We start from the raw sequence: 20,288 nt of genomic DNA on the forward strand, positions 1-20,288 counted from the left end.
CACGATCGCATATCGGACGTGGTTTCCGACACACCCGTCCGGAGAGGTTCGCCGATGCGTTCCCGCCCGCGGTTGTCTTGAATGGACCCGTGGAGATCCTGGCCGACGCCGCGACACTGGCGCTGTATACGACCGACGCCTCCAACTACCGGCACGTGCCGAAGGGTGTGGTGCTGCCGCGGAGCGCCGACGAGGTGATCGCGGCCGTCGCCGCCTGCCGGGAGGCCGGGCTGCCGGTGATCGCCCGCGGCGGCGGCACCAGCGTCGCGGGCAACTCGTGCGGGCCGGGGGTCGTGATCGACACGTCACGCCATTTCGGCGGCGTCCTCGGCCTCGATCCGGTGGCGCGCACGGCGAGGGTCGCCCCGGGAACCGTCCTCGACGACCTCCAACGGCTCGCCGCGCCCCACGGCCTCCGGTTCGGACCCGATCCGTCGACGCATTCGCGCTGCACGATCGGCGGGATGATCGGCAACAACGCCTGCGGCTCGCATTCGGTGGCCTGGGGCCGCACGGTCGACGTCGTCCGGGAGCTGGACGTCCTGCTCTACGACGGCACCCGGCTCACCGTCGGGCCGACCTCGCCGTCCGAAGTGGACGCGCGGGCGGCCAAGCCCGGCACCGAAGGCCGGGTCTACTCGGAACTGCGCGCGCTCGTCCACGACAACCTGGCGTTGCTGCGGACCGAGCTGTCCTCGTTCAGCAGGCGGGTGTCCGGGTACGGACTGGAGCACCTGTTGCCGGAGAACGGTTTCGACGTCGCCAAGGCGCTGGTCGGCAGTGAGGGCACCTGCGTCACCGTGCTGGAGGCGACGGTGTCCCTCGCCGAGGTGCCGCGACGCAAGGTGCTCGCGGTGCTCGGCTTCGAGTCCGACATCGCCGCGGCCGACGCCGTCCCGGAGATCCTGCCGTGGTCGCCGCTGACCGTCGAGGGCGTCGACGCGGACCTCGTCGCGCTGCTGGAGCCGGGCCGAGCCGACGGGCTCCCGCCGGGCGGCGCGTGGCTGTTCGTCGAGATGGCCGATCCGGACAAGGCGCGCGGGCTGATCGACGGGTTGCGCGGCGCGTTGACCGGATCCGCGCTGCTGGACGACGTGGTCGCGCAGAAGCGGCTGTGGCGGATCCGGGAGGAGGGCGCCGGCCTCGCGACGCGGTTGGCCGGGGGTGAGGAAGCCTGGCCCGGCTGGGAGGACGCGGCCGTCCCGCCCGCGCGTTTGGGCGCCTACCTGCGGGAATTCAAGCAGCTCATGCGCGAGCACGGCCGCAAGAGCGTCGTCTACGGTCACTACGGCGAGGGCTGCCTGCACCTGAGGCTGGACTTCGATCTCCTTTCAGCGCAAGGGATCGCCGGGTTCCGGTCGTTCCTCGAAGAAGCGGCGGACCTGGTCGCCGCGCACGGCGGGTCGCTGTCCGGGGAACACGGCGACGGGCAGGCCCGCTCGGAACTGCTGACCCGGATGTACAGCCCCGAAATCCTCGCGCTTTTCGCGCGGTTCAAGGGAATCTTCGATCCGGCGGGCATGATGAACCCGGGCATCCTGGTGAATCCCAGGCCGGTCGACGCCGATCTCCGCGTCCGGCGCGCGCCGCTGGAACTCGAAGACGTCACCGCGCTCGCGTACCCGGAAGACAGGGGGAGCTTCGGGCAGGCGATGCGGCGCTGCGTCGGCGTCGGGAAATGCCGCAACACCACCGGCGCGGGGGTGATGTGCCCGAGCTACCGCGCCACGCGCGAGGAGAAGCACTCGACGCGGGGACGCGCGCATCTGCTTGCCGAAATGGTGAACGGTGAACTGATCACCGACGGCTGGCGCTCGGAAGAAGTCGCCGAGGCGCTGGATCTCTGTCTGTCGTGCAAGGGATGCCTGTCCGATTGCCCGGTCGACGTCGACATGGCGACGTACAAGGCGGAATTCCTGCACCAGCACCACAAGGGACGGCTGCGCCCGGCGTCGCACTACTCGATGGGCTGGCTGCCGCTGTGGTTGCGCGCGGCGTCGCTGGCGCCCCGGCTCGCGAACACGATGTCGCGGCGGTTCTCCGGGCTGCTGAAGAAGTTCGGCGGGATCGCGCCCGAGCGGGACCTGCCGACGTTCGCCGCGGCGCCGTTCACGCGACGTCGCGCCGACCTGAAGCGCTGGGCGACTGGCTCCCGGCCCGTGGTGCTGTGGCCCGACTCCTTCAACAACTACCTCACGCCGGACGTCCTCGACGCCGCGGCCGAGGTGCTCACCGCCGCCGGCTACGACGTCGTGCTGCCCGATCGCGGCGTCTGCTGTGGCCTGACGTGGGTGTCCACCGGACAGCTGGATGTGGCGAAGAACGTGTTGCGCCGCACGCTTTCCGTGCTCGAGCCGTACCTGCGTGCGGGATATCGGGTGGCCGGGCTGGAGCCGAGCTGCACCGCTCTGTTCCGCAGTGATCTCCCGGAGCTCCTACCCGGCGACCCGGTGGCGGAACTGCTCGCCGAACGGACCAGGACCTTCGCTGAACTCGTCGAGGACTCGCCGCTCGAATTCCGGTCGCTGGATGTCGAAGCGCTCAGCCAGGTGCACTGTCACCAGCACGCCGTGCTCGGCTTCGACGCCGACGAGGCCGCGATGCGCGCCGCCGGTGTCCACAATTCCACAATGGACTCCGGCTGCTGTGGACTGGCGGGCAACTTCGGCTTCGAACGCGGACACTACGACGTTTCCGTCGCCTGCGCCGAAGACCGCATGCTGCCCGCGATCCGTGCCGCGGCCGAGGGCACCGAAGTGGTCGCGGACGGCTTCAGCTGCCGGACGCAGATCGAGCAGCTGGACGGACGGCGGGCGCTGCATCTGGCCGAGCTGTTGAGGCGCGCGCTGCCTTGAGCGCCGCGGTGTTCGCGCTGCCTGTGGCGGACGGCGTGGGAGGTGTTGCGAAAGCCACTTTCGCAACCTTCAACGTTGTGAAAGTGGCTTTCGCAACGTCGGTCTGGAAGAGCGGTCGGCTTTCTTGCCGCTCACGAGATGTGACCGGGGTGTGCGCTGCCTTGAGTGTCGCGGTGTTCGCCTGTCTCGTGGCGGGTGGCGTGGGAGGTGTTGCGAAAGCCACTTTCGCAACCTTCAACGTTGTGAAAGTGGCTTTCGCAACACCCTCCGGAAGAGCGATCGGCCTCCTTGCCGCTCACCGGACGTAACCGAGGCGCGCGTCCCGTTCGGCGTACTTCTTCAACGTCAGCAGCTGTTTCCGCATCATGACCAGGTCGCCCCAGCCGAGCACGAACTCCTTGAGGCGACCGCGGAACCCCTTCGACGTGACGACGATGCGGCACAGCATGCGGCACGACTGCTCGTCGATCGGCTCGACCGAGTACGTGGCGGCCACCGGCCCGAACAGCTTCTCGGACTTGGCGAAGGTCCGTCCGGTGAGGCTGTGCCCGCGGTCGACCTCGGACAGCTCGAACACGATCAGCGTGTCGCCGGGAGCGAGTTCGTCGGCGCCGGGGGTGAGGCTGTCCGGGCTGCGGCGTCCCAGGTTGTCGAGCAGGTCGTAGCTGTAGGGCGCGACCGAGAGCTGGCAAAGCCAGCGGTAGGCGAGCGCGGCGGGCGCGCGCACGGTGACCGCGCGGTCGAAGCGGGCGACCGGGCCGTCGAGCAGAGTGTCCGCCGGCTGCGCGCGGCGGCGTTCTTCCGGGGTCGCGCCCCAGTTCGCGGGTGATCCGAAGGGCATGGCCGCCTCCGTACGGTGCCGTATGTTTTTCCATACGGTAGCGTACGGGGCGTGAAACGGAAGCTCGCGCGGGAAGATTGGGCCGACGCCGCGCTCGAAGCGTTGTGCGACGGCGGGGTCGCCGCGATCGCCGTCGAGCCCCTCGCGGCGAAGCTCGGGACCACGAAAGGCAGCTTCTACTGGCATTTCGCGAATCGCGGCGCGCTGGTCGAAGCCGCCGTGCGCCGATGGGCGGAGCAGGACACCGAGGCGTTGATCACGCTGCTGGACGGGATCTCGGATCCCGAACGAAGGCTGGGCGAACTCTTCACCCTCGTCTTCGGGGGCAAGGACGACGAGCGGGCCGAGCTGGCGCTGCTCGCCCACGCCGGCGACCCGGTGATCGGCCCGCTGCTCGCCGACGTCACCGCGCGGCGCGTCGATTTCATCGTCCGGTGCTTCCGGGAAATGGGCCGCCCGGAGACCGAAGCCCGGCATCGGGGCTTGCTGGCGTACACGGCCTTCATCGGTTTGATCCAGGCGCAGCAGGCGAGCGGCGGAACACTCCTGCCCGCGACGGAACGGCAGGGCTACCTCGAGTTCCTGCGCGGCATTATCACCCCGTGATAAGGATCTTCGGCTCTTCGGGCGGGTGACCGGCCGGATCCTTCCGGCCGCGACGGCCGCCGCCCATCATCATGCTCCATGACAGCCACGTATCCCGCGGCGAAGGACGACCCCGCGACCCCGATGGGCGCGATCTACGCCGACCATCCGCCGATGTCCAGGGTCGTCTTCCCCAGCGGTTGCGAAGGCTGGCTGGTGACCCGGTACGAAGACGTCCGCCTGATCTTCTCGGACACGCGGTTCTCCCGGAACCTGCTCGCGCCGGGCGCGCCGTGCCTCGTCGAACCCGGCGACTTCTCCACCGGCGAGCACAGCATCCTGAACATGGACCCGCCGGACCACACACGGCTGCGGAAGCTGACGGCGCAGGCCTTCACCGTCCGCCGGATCGCCGGGCTGCGGCCGCGGATCCAGGAGATCGCGGACACGCTGCTGTGGGCGATGGCCGAACACGGTCCGCCGGTGGATCTGGTGGAGCTGTTCGCCTTCCCGCTGCCCACCGCGGTCATGTGCGAGATCCTCGGCGTCCCTTTCGAAGGCAGGGAACGATTTCGCCAGTGGTCACGCGTGATCGTCACCCCCATGGCGTACGGCCCCGCGGAAGTGGCGCAGGCCCGGCGTGACGGAGCGGACGACATGGCGGCACTCGTCGCCGTCAAGCGGACGACGCCGGGGGAGGACCTGCTGAGCGTCCTCGTGCACGCTCGCGACGAGGACGGCGATCGGCTCACCGAGGCCGAGCTGATCGATCTGGCCACCCAGCTCCTGCTCGCCGGGCACGAGACCACGGTCAGCCTCATCGCGACCGGGATCGTGCTGCTGGCGGGACACCCCGATCAGCTCGCCGCGCTGCGCTCGGATCCGAGTCTGACCGAGGGGGCCGTCGAAGAGATCATGCGGTTCGACGGGCCCGCCGACGCGTCGCTGCTCCGGGTCGCGCTGGAGGACGTCGAGCTGAGCACCGGGGTCGTCCGGCGCGGTGAGGCGGTACTGGCGCACACCGGCGCGGCGAATCGCGACGAGGCCGCCTTTCCCGGCGCGTCGCGGTTCGACATCCGGCGCCGGAACGCGCCGCAGCTCGGTTTCGGGCACGGCCTCCACTTCTGCCTCGGCGCGGCACTCGCCCGGCTCGAAGGGGCGATCGCGTTCCGGACACTGCTCGACGGCCTGCCGGGGCTGGATCTCGCGGTTCCCGCTTCGGCCATCGCCTGGCGTCCGCCGCTTTCGATCCGCGGCCCGGAAGCCGTGCCGGTGACGTGGGCTACCACCAAGCGCGGCTGAGGCTCTCCAGTGTCGGTTCCTCCGGTGCCGGAAGAACCCTGAAGTACCAGGTGAAATTGCTGTAGACGTGCAAAAGGGCGTAGGCCAGGCAACGCCGGGAGAATTCCTCGTCCGGCTCGGCGCCGTATCCGGCCAGCAGCCGCCGCAGGAAGTCCTTGTCCCCGCCCGAAACGAACAGGCCGACCGCGACGAAGTCGTACTCGGCCGCGCCTCGCATCGCCGGTTCGAAATCGAAGAGCCCGGTCAGCCGCGGGCGTCCGCCGTCGTGGGCGACCATGAGGTGGTCGCGCATGAATTCGGTGTGCAGCGGGACGATCGGCGGGCTGCCCAGGTCGACGGAGTCGAGGAACGCAGGGATCTGCGCGATCCAGCTTTCGTCGAGCCCGGTCCGGCGATGGTGCTCGACGACCTTTTCGCGCTGCCCGGCGACGAACGCGGCCCAATCCGGCGGGCCGAGGACGTCGAGCCGCGGGTCGTGCAGCGAATGCAGGGCGGCCAGCGTCTCGCCGAGTTCGGGGGCGAGGCGGTGTTTGTCCTCTGTGGACAGTTTCGGCCAGGCGTCCTTCAGCGTTTCGCCGCGCAGGCGCTCCATGAGCACGTAGCCCCAGCCGTCCCGTTCGCCGGCGTCGTGCACGGCCGGGGTCGGGATCGGCAGCTTCCCGTGCAGGACCTCGAGCATCGTCCGCTCGATCGGGAGTTCGTCGCGATGCACCGGCGGGAACAGCTTGAGCACCAGATCTTCGCCGACGGCGTACACCGGCAGCGACCCTTCGGTGAACGGGACGGCTTCGCCAAAGCCAAGCGACGTCACCGCCGGAAAAAGGTCTTGCCTGGTCAGGGCGTCGAACTCGGCTTCGGTGCCGGCGGGCGGAAAGGGGGTCACGGCACGACCGTAGAGCAGCGCGCCGCGGACGGCGACGGAATTACCCGCTGCGCTCCAGCAACGTCCGCGCGGCGCCGAGCACCAGACGGCAGACGTCGTCGGGATCCGCGCTGGCCAGCGGTTCCTTGCCGGTGATGTCGCGGACCAGGCCGATCCCGAGCAGCCAGGCGAGGATCAGGTCGGCCCGCAGGTCCGCGTCTTCGGCGTCGGTCAGCGTGGCGAGCACCTTGGCGTACTCCTCGCCGAGCTGCCGCCGGACCGCGGCGGCGGCACTGTCGTGCCCCGTCGAGCGCAGGTAGGCGTCGAGGGTGCGGTCGCGGCCGGTGTCGGCCTCCAGCATGCTGCGCAACGCCGTCCCGAGCAGTTCGTCCGGTGAGGTGGTGGCGATCTGCTCGCGTCCGCCGCGCGCCAGGACCTCCTCGAACAGCGCGTCCTTCGAACCGAAGTAGCGGAACAGCAGGGCCTGATTGACCCCGGCGTGTTTCGCGATGTCGCGCACGGTCGTCCGGTCGAAACCGCGTTCGGCGAAGAGAGCCGCCGCCGCGTCGAGCAGGGCCGCCCTGGTCGCGGCCGCGTCCCGCTTGCGGACCTGCGGTTCTTCCGTCATCGCCAAAGGCTAGCCGGGCGTCGCACGGTAGGCGCATTGACGCTCACCGTGATCATGGCTAGCGTTGTAAGCAGTTGCTTACAAACCGCCGAGCGGGGGGTTTCCGGATATATGACCACCACAGACACCGAATTCGTCGCCTATCCCTTCAACGAAGACGCCGGACTGGAACTCAACGAGGCGTACGCGGCGGCCCGCGCGACCAAGGGCATGCTCCGGGTCCGTCTTCCGCATGGCGAGCCGGCGTGGCTCGCCACCCGGTACGCCGACGCTCGCTTCGTGCTGGGCGACCGGCGCTTCTCCCGCGCGATGGCGGAGGAGAAGGACGAGCCGCGGATGGCGCCGGGCAGGCGGCCCGGCGGGATCCTGAGCATGGACCCGCCGGATCACACCCGGCTGCGCACGCTGGTCGCGAAGGCGTTCACCATGCGCCGCGTCGAACTGCTGCGGCCGCGCGTCGCCGAGCTGGCGGCGGGCCTGATCCAGGACATGAAGGCCAAGGGACAGCCCGCCGACCTGGTCGAGGACTACGCGCTGCCGATCCCGGTCGCGGTGATCTGCGAGCTGCTCGGTGTTCCGGTCGAGGACCGGCCGAAGTTCCGCGTGTGGAGCGACGCCGCGCTGTCGACCAGCCCGCTGACCACCGAAGAGATGATGGCCAACCAGGACGAGCTGCGGGCGTACATGCACGTGCTCGTCGAGCAGCATCGCGCCGAGCCCCAGGACGACCTGATGACCGCGCTGATCGAGGCGCGCGACGTCCGCGACCGGCTGAGCGAGCTGGAACTGGTCGACATGTGCATCGGCATCCTGATCGCCGGGCACGAGACCACCGCCAGCCAGATCCCCAACTTCGTCTACGCCCTGCTCGACCAGCCGGACCAGCTCGCCCGCCTCCGCGCGGACCCGGACCTGATCCCGGCCGCGGTCGAGGAACTGCTGCGGTTCATCCCGCTGGGTGCCGGAGCCGGGTTCGCCCGCTACGCCACTGAAGACATCCAGGTGGGTGACGTGCTCGTGAAGGAAGGCGAGCCGGTGATGGTCGCGATCGGCGCCGCCAACCGGGACGGGCTCCAGTTCACGTCGGCGGAAACCCTCGAATTCGGCCGGGAGTCCAACCCTCACCTCGGTTTCGGGCACGGCGTGCACCATTGTCTCGGCGCCCCGCTGGCCAGGCTGGAACTGCAGGAGGCCTTGCGGGCGCTGCTGCGGGATCTCCCCGGGTTGCACCTCGACGGCGATATCGTGTGGAAGACGCAAATGCTGGTGCGGGGGCCCCGCTCCATGCCGATCGGATGGTGAGCATGAGCTGGAAAGTCGACGTCGATGGCGATACGTGCATCGGCTCGGGGATGTGCGCCGCGCTGAAACCGGAGGTCTTCGTCCTCGACGGTGCCACGGCGACGGTGGTCACGGGAGAGGTCGAACCGGACGAGACGGTGCTGGACGCCGCGGATTCGTGCCCCGCGATGGCCATCGAGGTGCTGGAAAAGGGTGCGGTGATCGGGCCGCGGCCCTGATGACCGCTCTTTAATGCGTGGCGGTCGTCGGTGAGGAGGCGTAGGACGACAAGGTGAGCGATGACGGCTTGACCCTCCGCACTCTGACCACCGACGACCTGCCCGCGTTCGCGGAACTGCTCGCGAGCGCCTTCCTGAGCGACCCGACGGAAGGCCTGAAACACCGCGAAGGGCTGGTGTTCGAGCCGGACCGCACGCACGGTGTCTTCGACGGCGACGATCTCATCGGGACCGGGGAGCTGCTCACCCGCGCGATCACCGTTCCCGGGGCCGGGCAGACGCCGCTCGCCGCGGTGACGTCGGTCGCCGTCGCGCCGGGGCATCGCAGGCGGGGTGCGCTCACGCGGGTCATGCGGGCGCAATTGCACGGCTTGCACGAAGACGGCGGCGAACCGATCGCCGCGCTGTGGGCGTCCGAAGCGGTCATCTATCCCCGTTTCGGTTATGGCCTCGCGGCGCAGTTCCACCGCGCGAAGGTGCGTGCCAAGTCCGGGTTCCGGCCCGGCGTCGAGCTCGAAGCCGAACGAGTACGCGAAATCGGGCGGAAACAGGCGATTCCGCTGATCAAGGCGATCTACGAAAAGGAAGCGCCGCGACGGGCCGGCGCACTCGACAGGCCCGATTCGACCTGGGAATTCATTCTCGACGACCCGGAGTACCGCCGTCACGGCGCGACCGCCCTGAAGTTCGCCGTCCTCCCGGACGGCTACGTGATCTACCGGCTGAAGAACGACTGGAACGAAGAAGGCCCGCGCGGAATTCTGACCGTGCAGGAACTGGTCGCGACCACGCCGGAGGCGTACGCGACGCTGTATCGCTTCCTGCTCGACTACGACCTGGTCTTCACGGTGGAGGGGTTCACCGCCCTCGACGAGCCGCTCGTCCATCTGCTCGCCAATCCCCGAGCCATGACCCGGTCCGCCGGCGACTCCTTGTGGCTCCGGCTCGTCGACGTCGACCGTGGCCTCGTCACCCGGCGCTATGGCGCTCCGGTGGATCTGGTTTTCGGCGTCCGTGACGCCTTCTGCCCGTGGAACACCGGGAACTGGCGGCTCGTCACCGATGACGGCGGGAACGCCGAGGTGACGCGCGTGGAGGACGCGCCGGATCTCGAACTGGACGTGGACGACCTCGGCGCGATCTTCCTCGGCGGCACCAGGCCCAGCACGCTGGCCGCCGCGGGCCGGATCAAGGAGCGGACCGCCGGCGCGGTTTCCCGGGCGACGGCCGCGTTCGCCACCGACCGCGAGCCGTCCTGTCTCGAATCCTTCTAGGCCGCGGCCTGTGAGTCTGTTCGATGGAGCTTCGTGATCCAGGTGGTTCCTGGCGGTGCGGGCGGATCGGCCTCGTACCGGGTTGTACTCGGCTGAGCCGCCCGTGCCGTCAGGGACCGCCTGGGCGCGAAGACCGCGAACAAGACTTGCAGGACACGGCCTAACCCGGCATTACCTGCCGGGTAATCGACTTCGCGTGGTCGCTCTTGCGAGGGTGACCTGGTGCGAGAGAGCAAGAGATTCCTTGATGCGGCGGTGGCTGAGACGGCTGTGGGCTGCTCGATGCCGAAGCATCTCGGAGACCTGGTCGAAGGCGTGGTATCCCCGTCCGCCTGCGCCTTCATCACCAAACAGACCGAATTCGGGGCGATGCGCTCGGACACCCCCGAAACGCGGGAAGCCCGCGTTCGCTTGTACGGCACCATTTTCGCCGCGGACGGGACCCTCGCGGAATCGGGCAGCTCCGCGCCGATCGGAGGCAGGGCGAATATCGAGAACAACCTGTGCACCCTGCTGGGCGCGTTCCCGACGTTCCGGTTCACGCCGGTGAAGATCGTCGTGAACGGCGACGTGGTCTTCTACGAGGCGGCCAACGAAGCGGTGATCCACGGCCGCATGGTGCGGTATCCGGCCGTCTACCGGGTGGTGCTCGAGAACGGCGAGGTCACCCAAGGCCGTCGCTACCACGATCGTACGGAATGGTTCCGGCCACTGGAAAACGTCGGCCTTCGCGAGCTTTTCGCCGGTATCGGCGACGACTGCCCTCGACCGGGCCCGGCCTTCACTGGCCCGGGGCTGACCGCGCCCGTGACCGATCCGATGGGTCATCTCGCCTACCTCGGCCGGCTTTCGGGCGCGATGACCGAGGTCCGGCTGGCACCCGATCAGGCGGCGGGGAAGTTCCAGGAGTATCGCGGGACCGTGCGGGCGAAAGGGCGGACGATCGACTTCGGCATGGTCGTGGGCACCGGACCGGGCGTTCTCCGCTACTACTTCGACACGCTCCCGCTGAGTTACGACGACGCGGAAACGGCCGCGCTGTTCACCAAGCTGATCACGGGCGCAGCACCCCCTGCTCGGTGACGACCGCGGTGACCAGCTCGAACGGCGTCACGTCGAAGGCCGGGTTGAACACCTCCGCGCCTTCGGGCGCGACGTTCGTGCCACCGAAACTGAGGACCTCGCCGGGATCGCGTTCCTCGATCACGATCCCGGTGCCGTCCGGCATCGCGGTGTCCACAGTGGACGAAGGAGCGACGACCACGAACGGGACTCCGTGGTGCTTCGCCGCGATCGCCAGGCCGTAGGTGCCGATCTTGTTGGCGACGTCGCCGTTGGCGGCGATCCGGTCCGCGCCGACGAGCACGCAGTCGACCAGGCCGCGGCTCATCGCGGCGGCGGCCGCGCCGTCGGGCTGGATCCGGTACGGGACACCGGCTTCGGCCAGTTCCCACGCGGTCAGGCGAGCGCCCTGCAGCAGCGGACGGGTCTCGTCGACCAGCACGGACTCGACCAGGCCACGGGCCTGAAGATGCCAGACGACACCGAGCGCGCTGCCCCAGGCGACCGTGGCGAGGTGGCCGGCGTTGCAGTGACTGAGCAGCCGCAACGGCCGCCGCGCACAGTGTTCGAGGACCACTGCGGCCGCCAGCCGGGAGGCTTCGTGGTTGATCCGCTCGTCCTCGTCGAGGATCGCGAGCGCTTCGGCGAGGACGGCTTCCGGCCCCTCCGGGAGCTTCGCGAGGGCGCGGGAGACACCCCAGCTCAGGTTGACCGCCGTCGGCCGGGCCTTGGCGACGCGGTGCGCCTCGGCCTCGACGTCACCACCCGCCCGGGCCGCGAGCACGACACCGAGCGCCCCCGCCGCGCCGAGCGCCGGCGCCCCGCGGACCGCCAGCCGCTGGACGGCGTCGACGAGTTCGCCGACCGTGCGTAGTTCGAGCACGCGATACTCGGCGGGAAGGACGGTCTGGTCGATGATCGTGACCGCGTCACCGGTCCAGTCGATCGTCCTGCGCATGGCTCTCCCGTGAAATCCGGTTGTCCCGTCGCGACCGCCTCGGTGAGGATGCGGCCCGTGACCATTCAACGCCACCATCCGCCCGGTCTGCACCCCACGCCCACCTACCACCACGTGACCATCGTCGAAGGACGGCGGGACGTCCACCTCGCCGGCCAGTGCCCGCTCGCCGAAGACGGCAAGGTCGTCGAGGGCGACGTGCTCGCCCAGGTCGACCAGGTCGTCGCGAACACCGCCGCCGCGCTCGCCTTCGCCAAGGCGACCCCGGCCGACGTGGTGCGCACGGTGATCTACGTGGTCACGCCGGACGCCGATGTGCTCTCGGCGGTGTGGGACCGATTCGTCGAGTCGGAGATCGGAAAGGCCTTCACCACCGCGAGCACCCTGCTCGGCGTCGCGCAGCTCGGGTATCCGGGGCAGCTCGTGGAACTCGACGTCACCGCCGCCACGGCCTGACCCCATTCCGTGAAGGCCTCCTTGAGGGACCCAGAGTCCCTCAAGGAGGCCTTCACGGACCGCCGCGACGCCCGCGCTCGGTCAGGCGACGATCGTGACGACCGGCTCCCCGGCCTTCGCGGCCCCGGCGAAGAAGGTCACCAGCGCCTCGTAGTAGCCACGCACGTAAGCCAGCGCGTCGGGATCGTCCCAGATCGACGGGTAGACCCCCTCGGCCTCAAGATCCGACAGCGCGACGCCGCGCGAGAGCCGATCGAACCCGGTCCGCTCCATCTCCGCCGAGATCGTCCGCACCTCGTCCGCGGTGAAATGCCGCGGCGGCGCGTCACTGTCGGCTTCCCCCAGCAGTGTCCCGCCCAGCACGAAGTCGACCTCGAACCCGGCGCGCCCCGCGAGGAACCACAGCGCGTTCCACGCCTTGTCGATGTCCACCGCCCGCTCGGTTCCGACGGCCTTTTCCGCATACGCCCAGTACCGCTCGGGCTCCTCGGTCAGCTCACGTAACTCGTCCGGCGTGACCCGCAGATACGCCCCGCATACGCCCATCGATCAGAGACCGGCCATGAGGTCGGTCTCGGTGATGCCCGGCCCCTGCCCGGCACGGATGAACCACTCGACACCGAAAGCCTGCGCGAAGCCCTCGTCGGGCATCGCGAGGAAGAACGAGTCCTCACTGATCTGGCTGGCGTGCGCGCGCATCGCGGCCCGCTTGGCCGGCAGGTACGCGGTGACGTCGACCCTCGCCGTCAGGACCGCTTCCGGCTTGCCGAACTCGGAACCGTCTTCGAAATCGGGGAGATCCTCCGCCTTCAGCTGCCCTGTCCGTACGGCTTCCTCCATACCGCGGCGCATCTCGTCACTGTTGCTCGTCGCCTCGTAGACCCGCGGCGTGCCCGCCAGCTCGGCCGCGCGCATCCCGACGCGATGCACCTGGATGTGATCCGGATGCCCGTAGCCGCCGTTGTCGTCGTAGACGGTCAGGACGTCGGCCTGCTCCTCGCGCAGGATCGCGGCGAGGCGCTGCGCGGCCTCCTCGACGTCGGCCTGCCAGAACGTGCCGGGCTCGTCGTTGCGCGGCTCGCCCATCATGCCGGAATCGGTGTACCCCAGGAACTCCACCCGCTTGGCCCCCAGGACCTCGGCGGAAGCGTGCGTCTCCTGCACGCGGCGCTGCCACAGCTCCTCTCCGTCGTCGAGGAAACCGTCCGGCACCTCGCCGACCTCCCCCCTGGTCGCGACGACGAGCACGACACGGTGACCTTCTTCGAAGGCCTTGCGCATGACGCCACCCGCGACGATGCACTCGTCGTCGGGGTGGGCGTGAAAACTCACCAATGTGGCCATGCTGGGGAAACTACCGGGAGGCACCGACATATTCCGGCGGACGCCGAAAGACCGCCGGCCATCTGTGTCGCGGATTTCCCTGTCTGGCGCGACTCATGACCTACGAACGACAGGAGAGAAGGGCGGTCGGCGGTGGCGGGGTCGGCTCAGAGGTGGACGATCCAGGCGAGCGGGCAACGGTCCGCGCGCAGGTTGAGCAACCCCAGGAACCTTCCCCGCGCCACCTCCGCTTCACGCCGGAAAGGTCCGCCCGAGGAACTCCAGCGTCAGCGCCCAAGCCGCCGCGGCGGGCTCCGGCTGGTGGAACATCGGCGCCACATGATTGTGGAACGCGTGCCCCGCGCCCTCGTGGATGTGGATCTCCGCCCCGTCGTGAGCGGCGACCGCGTCGGCCAGCTTCCGCACGCCCTCGACGGGGATGTAGGGATCCGCGCCCCCGAACTGGAACTGGATCGGGCAGGTGATCTTGTCCAGCAACGGAAGTTGCTCCGGAACGCGCGAGCCGTAGTACGAAACCGCGACATCGGGGTCGCCTTCGGCCGCGGCCGCGTAGGCCATCGAGCCGCCGAGGCAGAAACCGAAGACACCCGCGCGGCCATGGGTTTCGGGCAGCTCTCGCAACGTCGCGAGAGTCGCGAGCACGTCGGTGACGGCGCGTGCCGGATCGAGCCGGCCGGCGACGGCCATCGAGGCCGAGACCCCGGCCTCGTCGTGGGTGGCCGACCAGCCGGGGGAGATCCGCCAGAACAGTTCGGGCACGGCGACGACGTAACCGAGGGCCGCCAGGTCGGCGGCGACCGACTTGAGGTAGTCGTCGAGACCGAAGATTTCCTGGATCAGCACCAGACCCGGGCCGGAGCCGGATTCGGGCAGCCAGAGCGGGGCATCGAACGAGCCGTCGGTGACGGTCACCTTGGTCATCGGGTTCCTTCCAGCGCGCGCACGAGACAGTCCGCCACCAGGGCGGCCTGCGTGCCGTCGGGATCGAGGTCGGGATCGAAGATGGTGAGCTCCAGCCCGGCGGCGCCGGGGATGGCGAGCAGGCCGCGGAGCAGTTCGACGAGCTTGTCCGGGCTGAGCCCGCCGGGATCGGGACTGTCCACAGCGGACACGAATTCCGGGTCGAGCGTGTCGATGTCGATGTGGATCCAGAAACCGTCCAGCGGCGCGAAGATCTCGCGGGCGGCGGCGAGCGCGCCGCCGGTGCCGGCCGCCATGATCTCCTGGCTGGTCACGACGCGAAGCCCGGCTTCCCGCGCCTCGGTGGATTCCTCCGCGCGCACGCCGAGCACGAGGACGTCCTCGTCGCGGACGTAGGGATTCAGGCCGTCCACATCGGCCAGTTCCGGCCGGCCGCGGCCGGTGACGATGGCGAGGGCCTCGCCGCCCGCGTTGGCGACCCAATCCGAATTGCCGAGGTGCCGGAAGTCGTCGTGCCCGTCGAAGTAGACGATGCCGAAGCGGCCTTCGCGGCGAAGAGTGAGCATGGCGGCGAGCGCGATCGAGCAGTCACCGCCGAGTACCACCGGGAAGCCGCCGTCCGCGCGGATCTTCGCCAGCCGTCCGGCGAGGGCCGCGGTGTAGCTCGTGATCCCGGCGGCGTTGCGCACATCGCCGCCGGGCGACCAAGTCGGCAGATACCGCGGCGGGGTGACGACGCCGCCGTCGGTCGCCCCCAAACGAGTGAGCAGGCCGTGGTCACGCAGCGCGCCCGGCGCCTTGTAGCAGCCGGGGACCACACCTTCGGCGGGCGGGCGCAGTCCGAGATTGGAAGGCGCGTCGAGCAGTACGAAATTCCCCATGCCCCCACCGTAGTCGTGACGCCTGGTGTCACACCGTCCATCCCTTTAGGTTGAAGGGGACGGACAGAGGAGGCTCAATGGCGGAGCGGACGAAGTAGGTTCTCGACGAAGCGGGTTGCGCGTACCTGGCGGGCGACATCTCCGACCACGCGCTGTCCGACGAGGTCCTCGAGAAGTCCCTCGCCGGCCTTCCCTGACCGCGTTTCGTCCTCTGGATGCGGTACTTGCACACGCAAGGACCGCATTCAGAGGACGAAACGCGAGGGGTCAGCCGGTCACCTGGTAGCCCGACGTCCGGTTCCGCCCGGTGTTCTTCGCCTCGTAGAGCGCCCGGTCCGCGACGGCGATCACCGCGTCCAGATCGGCGACGCCCGGCCGGTCGGCGAGGCCGATCGACACGGTGACGTGCTCGGGCAGGTCACCGGCGCGCGAAGCCACGCTCGATCGGATCCGTTCCGCGATCGCGTGGGCGTGGACGGCGGGCGTGCCGGGCAGCAGGACGACGAACTCCTCGCCGCCGAACCGCCCGACGAGATCCGTGCCGCGCACCTCCGTGCGCAGCGTTTCCGCGATCGCCGCCAGATACCGGTCGCCGACCAGATGCCCGTGCCGGTCGTTGATCAGCTTGAACCGGTCGACGTCGACCATCAGCAGGCTGGTGTGCCGCCCCGCGCGCCGCGCGCGGTCGAGTTCGTCGGCCGCCGCTTCGCGCCACGCCTTGGCGTTGAGCAGCCCGGTCTTGGCGTCGCTGCGCGCCTGCCGTTTCAGTTGCCGCAGCAGGACGCCGCGGTGCAGCACCAGCGTGATCCCGACGACCAGCAGCAGGACCACCGGCCAGTCCCGCAACGCCCACGCGACGATGACGCCGAGCGCGATCGTGGCCGCTTCGAGCGCGTACTCGAACGGTTTCGCCAGCGCGTCGCGCAGCCGCTCGTGCGGCGTGCCGTAGTACACCGCGATGGTCATGAGCACGGTGTTGACCAGCAGGAAGACCCCGCCCGCCGCGACGATCGACCCGAACGCGGAGGTGTCGCGGGGGAGTACGTCGAACGGGGCCGCGTACCGGGCGAGGAAGGCGGCGGCCGCGAAACCCGAGAGCACGGTCGCCGAGGTGGAGAACACCCGCCGGAACAGCGGGTTCGGCTGCCCGCGGAACCAGCGGTAGAAGAACGACACGGCGATGACCAGCGCGGCGAGCCCCGGGTGCACCAGCAGCACGGCGGCGAAGGTCCACACGCTGTCGAGCGAGATGTGCGGCGTGCCCGCGAACCGTTCCCGCACCCGTTCGACCGGACGAGACAACTCCGTGTACGCCACGGCGCTGACGATCAGGATCGCGAAGGGGAGGGCGTCGCCCGGAGTGAACGGTATCCGGAGAAGTGACCAGGCGGATCCGGCGATCGCCGCGACGTCCACCAGGAGGACGAAGCCGATCAAACCGCGGTGGGGTAGCCGCCACAGCGCCCAATTCGTTAGCGCCACGGAGACGAACGTAACCGGTTGGATACTAGGTGTCACTACGCTGTATGGGTAGGCGTGGGTGCACCACGCGTGACCGGATCGGGGAAGTGGAGGGGGTGAGCTCCATGCGCGGGCAGAACTGGTGAATACCCGGTTCCGGTCAAAGGGGGTGAAGCGGGGCCACGTGGCGCCAAGCCCGGGTGGCCGGAACAGCCACTACGAGACCGGCGAGTGCGATGACCGAGACCGTCGTCGCGGGTGAACCGAGCACGCCGACGAGCAGGCCGCCGGCGATCAGCCCGATTCCCTGCACGGCGATGAGTCCCGACCCGGCGAGGCCGAAGGCCTGGCCTCGTTCGGTGTCGGGGACCAGCCGCATGAACGTGGTGCTCGCGGTGACCTGGTAGGCCGCGCACATCCCGGACAGCAGGAGCAGTCCGGCGGCGTAGGGGAGCGAGGGCCGGAACCAGAACGCCGCGAGCGGCACGATCGCGCCGAGCGCCAGCCCGCCGACCATGCGCAACCGGACTTCGGGCCGCACCAGACGGCCCAGTACGAACACCCCGAGCACGATCCCGGCGGGATGTGCCGCGAGCAGCAGTCCCGCCGTCACCGCGCCGCCGCCGATCTCGGCGGCGTAGGGCACGGCGAGCCCTTCCGGCACGATCACGAAACCCGCCAGCCACGCCAGCCCGACCAGCGCGCGCAGCCGTCGATCGTGCCAGATCGTGCGGGCGCCCGCACGAAGCCGCCGCAGGGTCGACGTCGCCGGTCCGCTCGCTCCCGAAGCGGCCCGGGCACGGACACCCAGCCGCAGGACGATCGCCGAGACGGCGAACGTCACCGCGTCGATCGCCAGCCCGGGCCCCGTCCCGATCGCGGCGATCACCGCGCCGCCCAGGGCGAAGCCGGCGAGCTGGCCGATCTGGTTGGTGATCTTCATGAGGGACTGGCCGAGGACGTAGGAATCCCCGCTGAGCACGGACGGCAGGACCGCGGCCTGCGCGGCGGTGAACGGCGCGTTGGCGAGTTGCACCACCACCAGGACGGCGGCGAGCACGGGCAACGGGATGCCGGGCACGGCGAGCACCGCGACCAGGAGCGCGCGGACGACGTCGGAGCAGACCATCACCGCGCGGCGCGGGAACCGGTCGGCCAGTCCGCCGAGCAGCGGCCCGCCGATCAGGTCGGGCAGGTAGGTGAGCGCGTAGGTCAGCGCGGGCCACGTCGCCGAACCGGTCCGCTCGAACACCAGCACCGACAGGGCGACCCTGGCCACCTGGTCACCGAGGATCGACTGGAGTTCCGCGAACCAGATCGCCCGCAGTTCGCCGACCGCGAGGATCTGCCGGAAGGTCGCCTTGGAGTCCACGAGCCGACCACCCCCGCCGCCCGGTCGAGTGAGTCACTCAGCGTACCGCTCCGGGCGCACGTGGTGAACCCTTGAAGCGCGTGAAGGCCCCCTTCCCTCGGCTCAGCCGAGGGAAGGGGGCCTTCACGCGCTAGGGACTATTCCGTGCCGCAGGTGATCTTCGGCTGCGGGTTGTAGTGCACGTTCCTGGTGTGACGCCGGATCTCGCGGCCGGTCGCGGAATCCTTGATGACCCGGGTGTCCGACGTGGTGAAGCCGGGCGCGCCGTTGCTGGGCTTGCAGTTCTCGGCGGGTCCGGGCTTCGTCGGTGGCTCCGACGGGTTGGTGCGGCCGCCGGGGATCGACTCGACGGTGTACTTCTTGGTGCCCCACAGCCGGATCGTGATGTCCGACGGTGACCAGATGGTCTGGATCGCGACGCCGGTGTCCGTGTCGTTGGTGAACTTCAGGTCGATCACGCTGCCGCCGTTGTGGTTCTGGAACACGGTCGCCTCGCGCGCGGCGGGGTAGCGGCTGATGTAGTAGCTGTGTTCCTTGTGCTCGGTGTCCTTCATGCCGGCGAAGTACGAGGCGTTGTACAGCGTGGTCGCGAACTGCGAGATCCCGCCGCCGACCTCGCGGCCGGGCGCGCCGTCCTTGATGACACCGGCCTCGACGTAACCCTGCGCCGCGCCGCGCGGCCCGGTGAACCCGTTGAGGCTGAACGTCTCGCCCGGCTTCACGATGGCGCCGTTGACCTTCTGCGCCACGACGCGGATGTTCGTCCCCGAGTCCGGCGCGAACCCGCCGGTCTTGAACTCGCTGACGACCTCCTTGATACCGAGCTGGTTCGCCTGCTCGGTGGTCACCTTGGCCGGGGTCTTCTTGTAGGTCACGGGCAGCTCGCGGGGCGCGGCGCGCTTGAGCACGTCGAGCACCGGCTTGAGGCTCGGCTCCCAGTCGACGACGTTGGCGTCCTCGGAGGGCTGCACGGTCGGCTTGCCGCCTTCGAAGACGATCTGCGCGTCCTTGCCCTCCTTCTCGGTGGACTTCAGCTGCGGACCGGCGGCCTCGATGATCTTGTTGTTGTCCACCTTCGGGTTCAGCACGCCACCGTCGGCGGCTTCGAAGGTCAGCGCGGCCGCGATCTGCTCGGGTTTGACGACCGCGTCCTTGCCTTCGCCCTTGACGACCATCGGCGACGCCACGGCGGGCTTCGCGATCTGTTCGAGAGCGGCGTGGACGGCCTCCGCCGAGACCTTGACCGGGGTCTGGGTGACCGCGAGCGTCAGCGGCTCGCCGCTGGCCCAGCGCTCCAGGATGGTCTTCTTGGCGGCATCGAGGTCGAGCTTCTGCCCGGTCTTCGGCTCGACGGCGACCGGCTTGGCCTCCTCGAAGCGCACGGTGCCCTCGATGGGGTCGCGGTCGACCTTGTCGCGCAGGTTCTCCAGCGCGGCGGTGAGCTTGGTGTCGTCGGTCTGCGTGACGACGCCGACCTCGGTGGTCGAGAAGAACGACGCGATCCGCGTGAACGGGTTCAGCGGCTGGTCACCCGCCTGGTCGAGGGTGGCGGGCCAGTCGAGGCGCAGCCCCGCGTTGTTCGGCGCCAGGGACTCCTCGGCGTCGCCCGCGGCGACCTTCACCGGCCGGGTCAGCCTCGGCTCTATGCCACCCCGGAGCTCCTTCTCGGCCGCCGCGCGGTCCATCCCGCCGACGTCGACCCCGGCGACGGTGACGCCGCGGGGGACGCTGCCCTGGGAGACCAGCACGTCGAGGGCGTACGCGACGACCAGCAGGCCGAACACGCCGCCGCCGATGAAGGCGGCCTTGCGGTAGCTGCGACGGCGTTTCGGTGGCGCGGGCTCCTCCGGCGTGGCAGACTCCGCGAACCCGGGCGTGACGACCGGGAGAATGTCCGTCTGCTCAGCGTGGGACTCGGGCCAGCGCGGTTCCTGCGGCAACTCTCCACCCTCCACGGTCCGGCGAG

At 69.7% G+C, this 20,288-nt stretch carries 19 protein-coding genes; 8 read left to right on the forward strand and 11 right to left on the reverse strand.

Annotated features, from left to right (window positions below):
- Window positions 1–89 precede the first annotated feature (89 nt).
- Complete coding sequence (locus tag ACLJQ7_RS26590; protein WP_410650882.1) at window positions 90–2,855, forward strand: FAD-binding and (Fe-S)-binding domain-containing protein; 2,766 nt, start codon at window positions 90–92, stop codon at window positions 2,853–2,855.
- Window positions 2,856–3,150: 295 nt separating this feature from the next.
- On the opposite strand, the gene ACLJQ7_RS26595 is transcribed toward ACLJQ7_RS26590, so the two are convergent.
- Entirely contained in the window at window positions 3,151–3,696 is a 546-nt protein-coding gene (locus tag ACLJQ7_RS26595; RefSeq protein WP_410650883.1) for a hypothetical protein, read from the reverse strand.
- A gap of 51 nt (window positions 3,697–3,747) precedes the next feature.
- Here ACLJQ7_RS26595 and ACLJQ7_RS26600 point away from each other — a divergent pair, with 51 nt between their 5' ends.
- Both ACLJQ7_RS26600 and ACLJQ7_RS26605 read left to right on the forward strand, forming a co-directional pair.
- Window positions 3,748–4,302 carry a TetR/AcrR family transcriptional regulator gene (locus tag ACLJQ7_RS26600; RefSeq protein WP_410650884.1) on the forward strand — a complete coding sequence of 185 codons (555 nt, stop codon included), beginning with the start codon at window positions 3,748–3,750 and terminating at the stop codon, window positions 4,300–4,302.
- A gap of 78 nt (window positions 4,303–4,380) precedes the next feature.
- Entirely contained in the window at window positions 4,381–5,583 is a 1,203-nt protein-coding gene (locus tag ACLJQ7_RS26605) for a cytochrome P450 (RefSeq protein WP_410650885.1), read from the forward strand.
- On the opposite strand, the gene ACLJQ7_RS26610 is transcribed toward ACLJQ7_RS26605, so the two are convergent.
- Together ACLJQ7_RS26610 and ACLJQ7_RS26615 are read right to left on the reverse strand one after the other, a co-directional pair.
- Window positions 5,564–6,466, reverse strand: a complete 903-nt coding sequence (locus ACLJQ7_RS26610) for a phosphotransferase family protein (protein WP_410650886.1) — start codon at window positions 6,464–6,466, stop codon at window positions 5,564–5,566. The two genes, ACLJQ7_RS26605 and ACLJQ7_RS26610, sit on opposite strands and share 20 nt — an antisense overlap.
- Window positions 6,467–6,506: 40 nt before the next feature.
- On the reverse strand, window positions 6,507–7,073 hold the full coding sequence (locus ACLJQ7_RS26615; protein WP_410650887.1) for a TetR family transcriptional regulator: 567 nt from the start codon (window positions 7,071–7,073) through the stop codon (window positions 6,507–6,509).
- 111 nt (window positions 7,074–7,184) lie between these two features.
- On the opposite strand from ACLJQ7_RS26615, the gene ACLJQ7_RS26620 reads away from it, so the two are divergent.
- From ACLJQ7_RS26620 to ACLJQ7_RS26635, 4 genes are all read left to right on the forward strand, one after another.
- A complete protein-coding gene (locus ACLJQ7_RS26620) occupies window positions 7,185–8,375 on the forward strand; it encodes a cytochrome P450 (protein ID WP_410650888.1) in 1,191 nt (396 codons plus the stop codon).
- A 2-nt stretch (window positions 8,376–8,377) separates the two neighbouring features.
- Window positions 8,378–8,593 (forward strand): ferredoxin, encoded by a 216-nt coding sequence (locus ACLJQ7_RS26625; RefSeq protein WP_410650889.1) that lies wholly within the window; start codon window positions 8,378–8,380, stop codon window positions 8,591–8,593.
- Window positions 8,594–8,661: 68 nt separating this feature from the next.
- Entirely contained in the window at window positions 8,662–9,867 is a 1,206-nt protein-coding gene (locus tag ACLJQ7_RS26630; RefSeq protein ID WP_410650890.1) for a GNAT family N-acetyltransferase, read from the forward strand.
- A gap of 255 nt (window positions 9,868–10,122) precedes the next feature.
- Entirely contained in the window at window positions 10,123–10,950 is an 828-nt protein-coding gene (locus ACLJQ7_RS26635; protein ID WP_410650891.1) for a nuclear transport factor 2 family protein, read from the forward strand.
- Here ACLJQ7_RS26635 and mtnA read toward each other — a convergent pair.
- Entirely contained in the window at window positions 10,922–11,887 is a 966-nt protein-coding gene (mtnA, locus tag ACLJQ7_RS26640) for an S-methyl-5-thioribose-1-phosphate isomerase (protein ID WP_410650892.1), read from the reverse strand. The genes ACLJQ7_RS26635 and mtnA overlap by 29 nt on opposite strands.
- Window positions 11,888–11,935: 48 nt before the next feature.
- Between mtnA and ACLJQ7_RS26645 the strand changes: the two genes are divergently transcribed.
- Window positions 11,936–12,343, forward strand: a complete 408-nt coding sequence (locus tag ACLJQ7_RS26645; RefSeq protein WP_410650893.1) for a RidA family protein — start codon at window positions 11,936–11,938, stop codon at window positions 12,341–12,343.
- Window positions 12,344–12,424: 81 nt separating this feature from the next.
- On the opposite strand, the gene ACLJQ7_RS26650 is transcribed toward ACLJQ7_RS26645, so the two are convergent.
- The 7 genes from ACLJQ7_RS26650 to ACLJQ7_RS26680 all read right to left on the reverse strand — a co-directional run bounded on the left by ACLJQ7_RS26650 (window position 12,425) and on the right by ACLJQ7_RS26680 (window position 20,262).
- The gene (locus ACLJQ7_RS26650; RefSeq protein ID WP_410650894.1) at window positions 12,425–12,889 is read right to left on the reverse strand and encodes a YfbM family protein; all 465 of its coding nucleotides are present in this window, start codon (window positions 12,887–12,889) and stop codon (window positions 12,425–12,427) included.
- A 3-nt stretch (window positions 12,890–12,892) separates the two neighbouring features.
- Window positions 12,893–13,687, reverse strand: a complete 795-nt coding sequence (locus tag ACLJQ7_RS26655; RefSeq protein WP_410650895.1) for a PIG-L family deacetylase — start codon at window positions 13,685–13,687, stop codon at window positions 12,893–12,895.
- 231 nt (window positions 13,688–13,918) lie between these two features.
- Window positions 13,919–14,608, reverse strand: a complete 690-nt coding sequence (locus ACLJQ7_RS26660; protein ID WP_410650896.1) for a dienelactone hydrolase family protein — start codon at window positions 14,606–14,608, stop codon at window positions 13,919–13,921.
- A complete protein-coding gene (locus tag ACLJQ7_RS26665) occupies window positions 14,605–15,489 on the reverse strand; it encodes an arginase family protein (RefSeq protein ID WP_410650897.1) in 885 nt (294 codons plus the stop codon). The genes ACLJQ7_RS26660 and ACLJQ7_RS26665 overlap by 4 nt, the downstream gene beginning before the upstream one ends.
- A 267-nt stretch (window positions 15,490–15,756) precedes the next feature.
- Window positions 15,757–16,971, reverse strand: a complete 1,215-nt coding sequence (locus tag ACLJQ7_RS26670; RefSeq protein ID WP_410650898.1) for a GGDEF domain-containing protein — start codon at window positions 16,969–16,971, stop codon at window positions 15,757–15,759.
- A 139-nt stretch (window positions 16,972–17,110) separates the two neighbouring features.
- Entirely contained in the window at window positions 17,111–18,322 is a 1,212-nt protein-coding gene (locus ACLJQ7_RS26675) for an MFS transporter (protein WP_410650899.1), read from the reverse strand.
- A gap of 137 nt (window positions 18,323–18,459) precedes the next feature.
- Window positions 18,460–20,262: a VanW family protein gene (locus ACLJQ7_RS26680; protein ID WP_410650900.1), complete on the reverse strand. Its 1,803-nt coding sequence runs from the start codon at window positions 20,260–20,262 to the stop codon at window positions 18,460–18,462.
- Window positions 20,263–20,288 lie beyond the last annotated feature (26 nt).

Source organism: Amycolatopsis sp. cmx-4-54 (genome assembly GCF_046548895.1).
In the GTDB taxonomy this organism is placed as follows: domain Bacteria; phylum Actinomycetota; class Actinomycetes; order Mycobacteriales; family Pseudonocardiaceae; genus Amycolatopsis.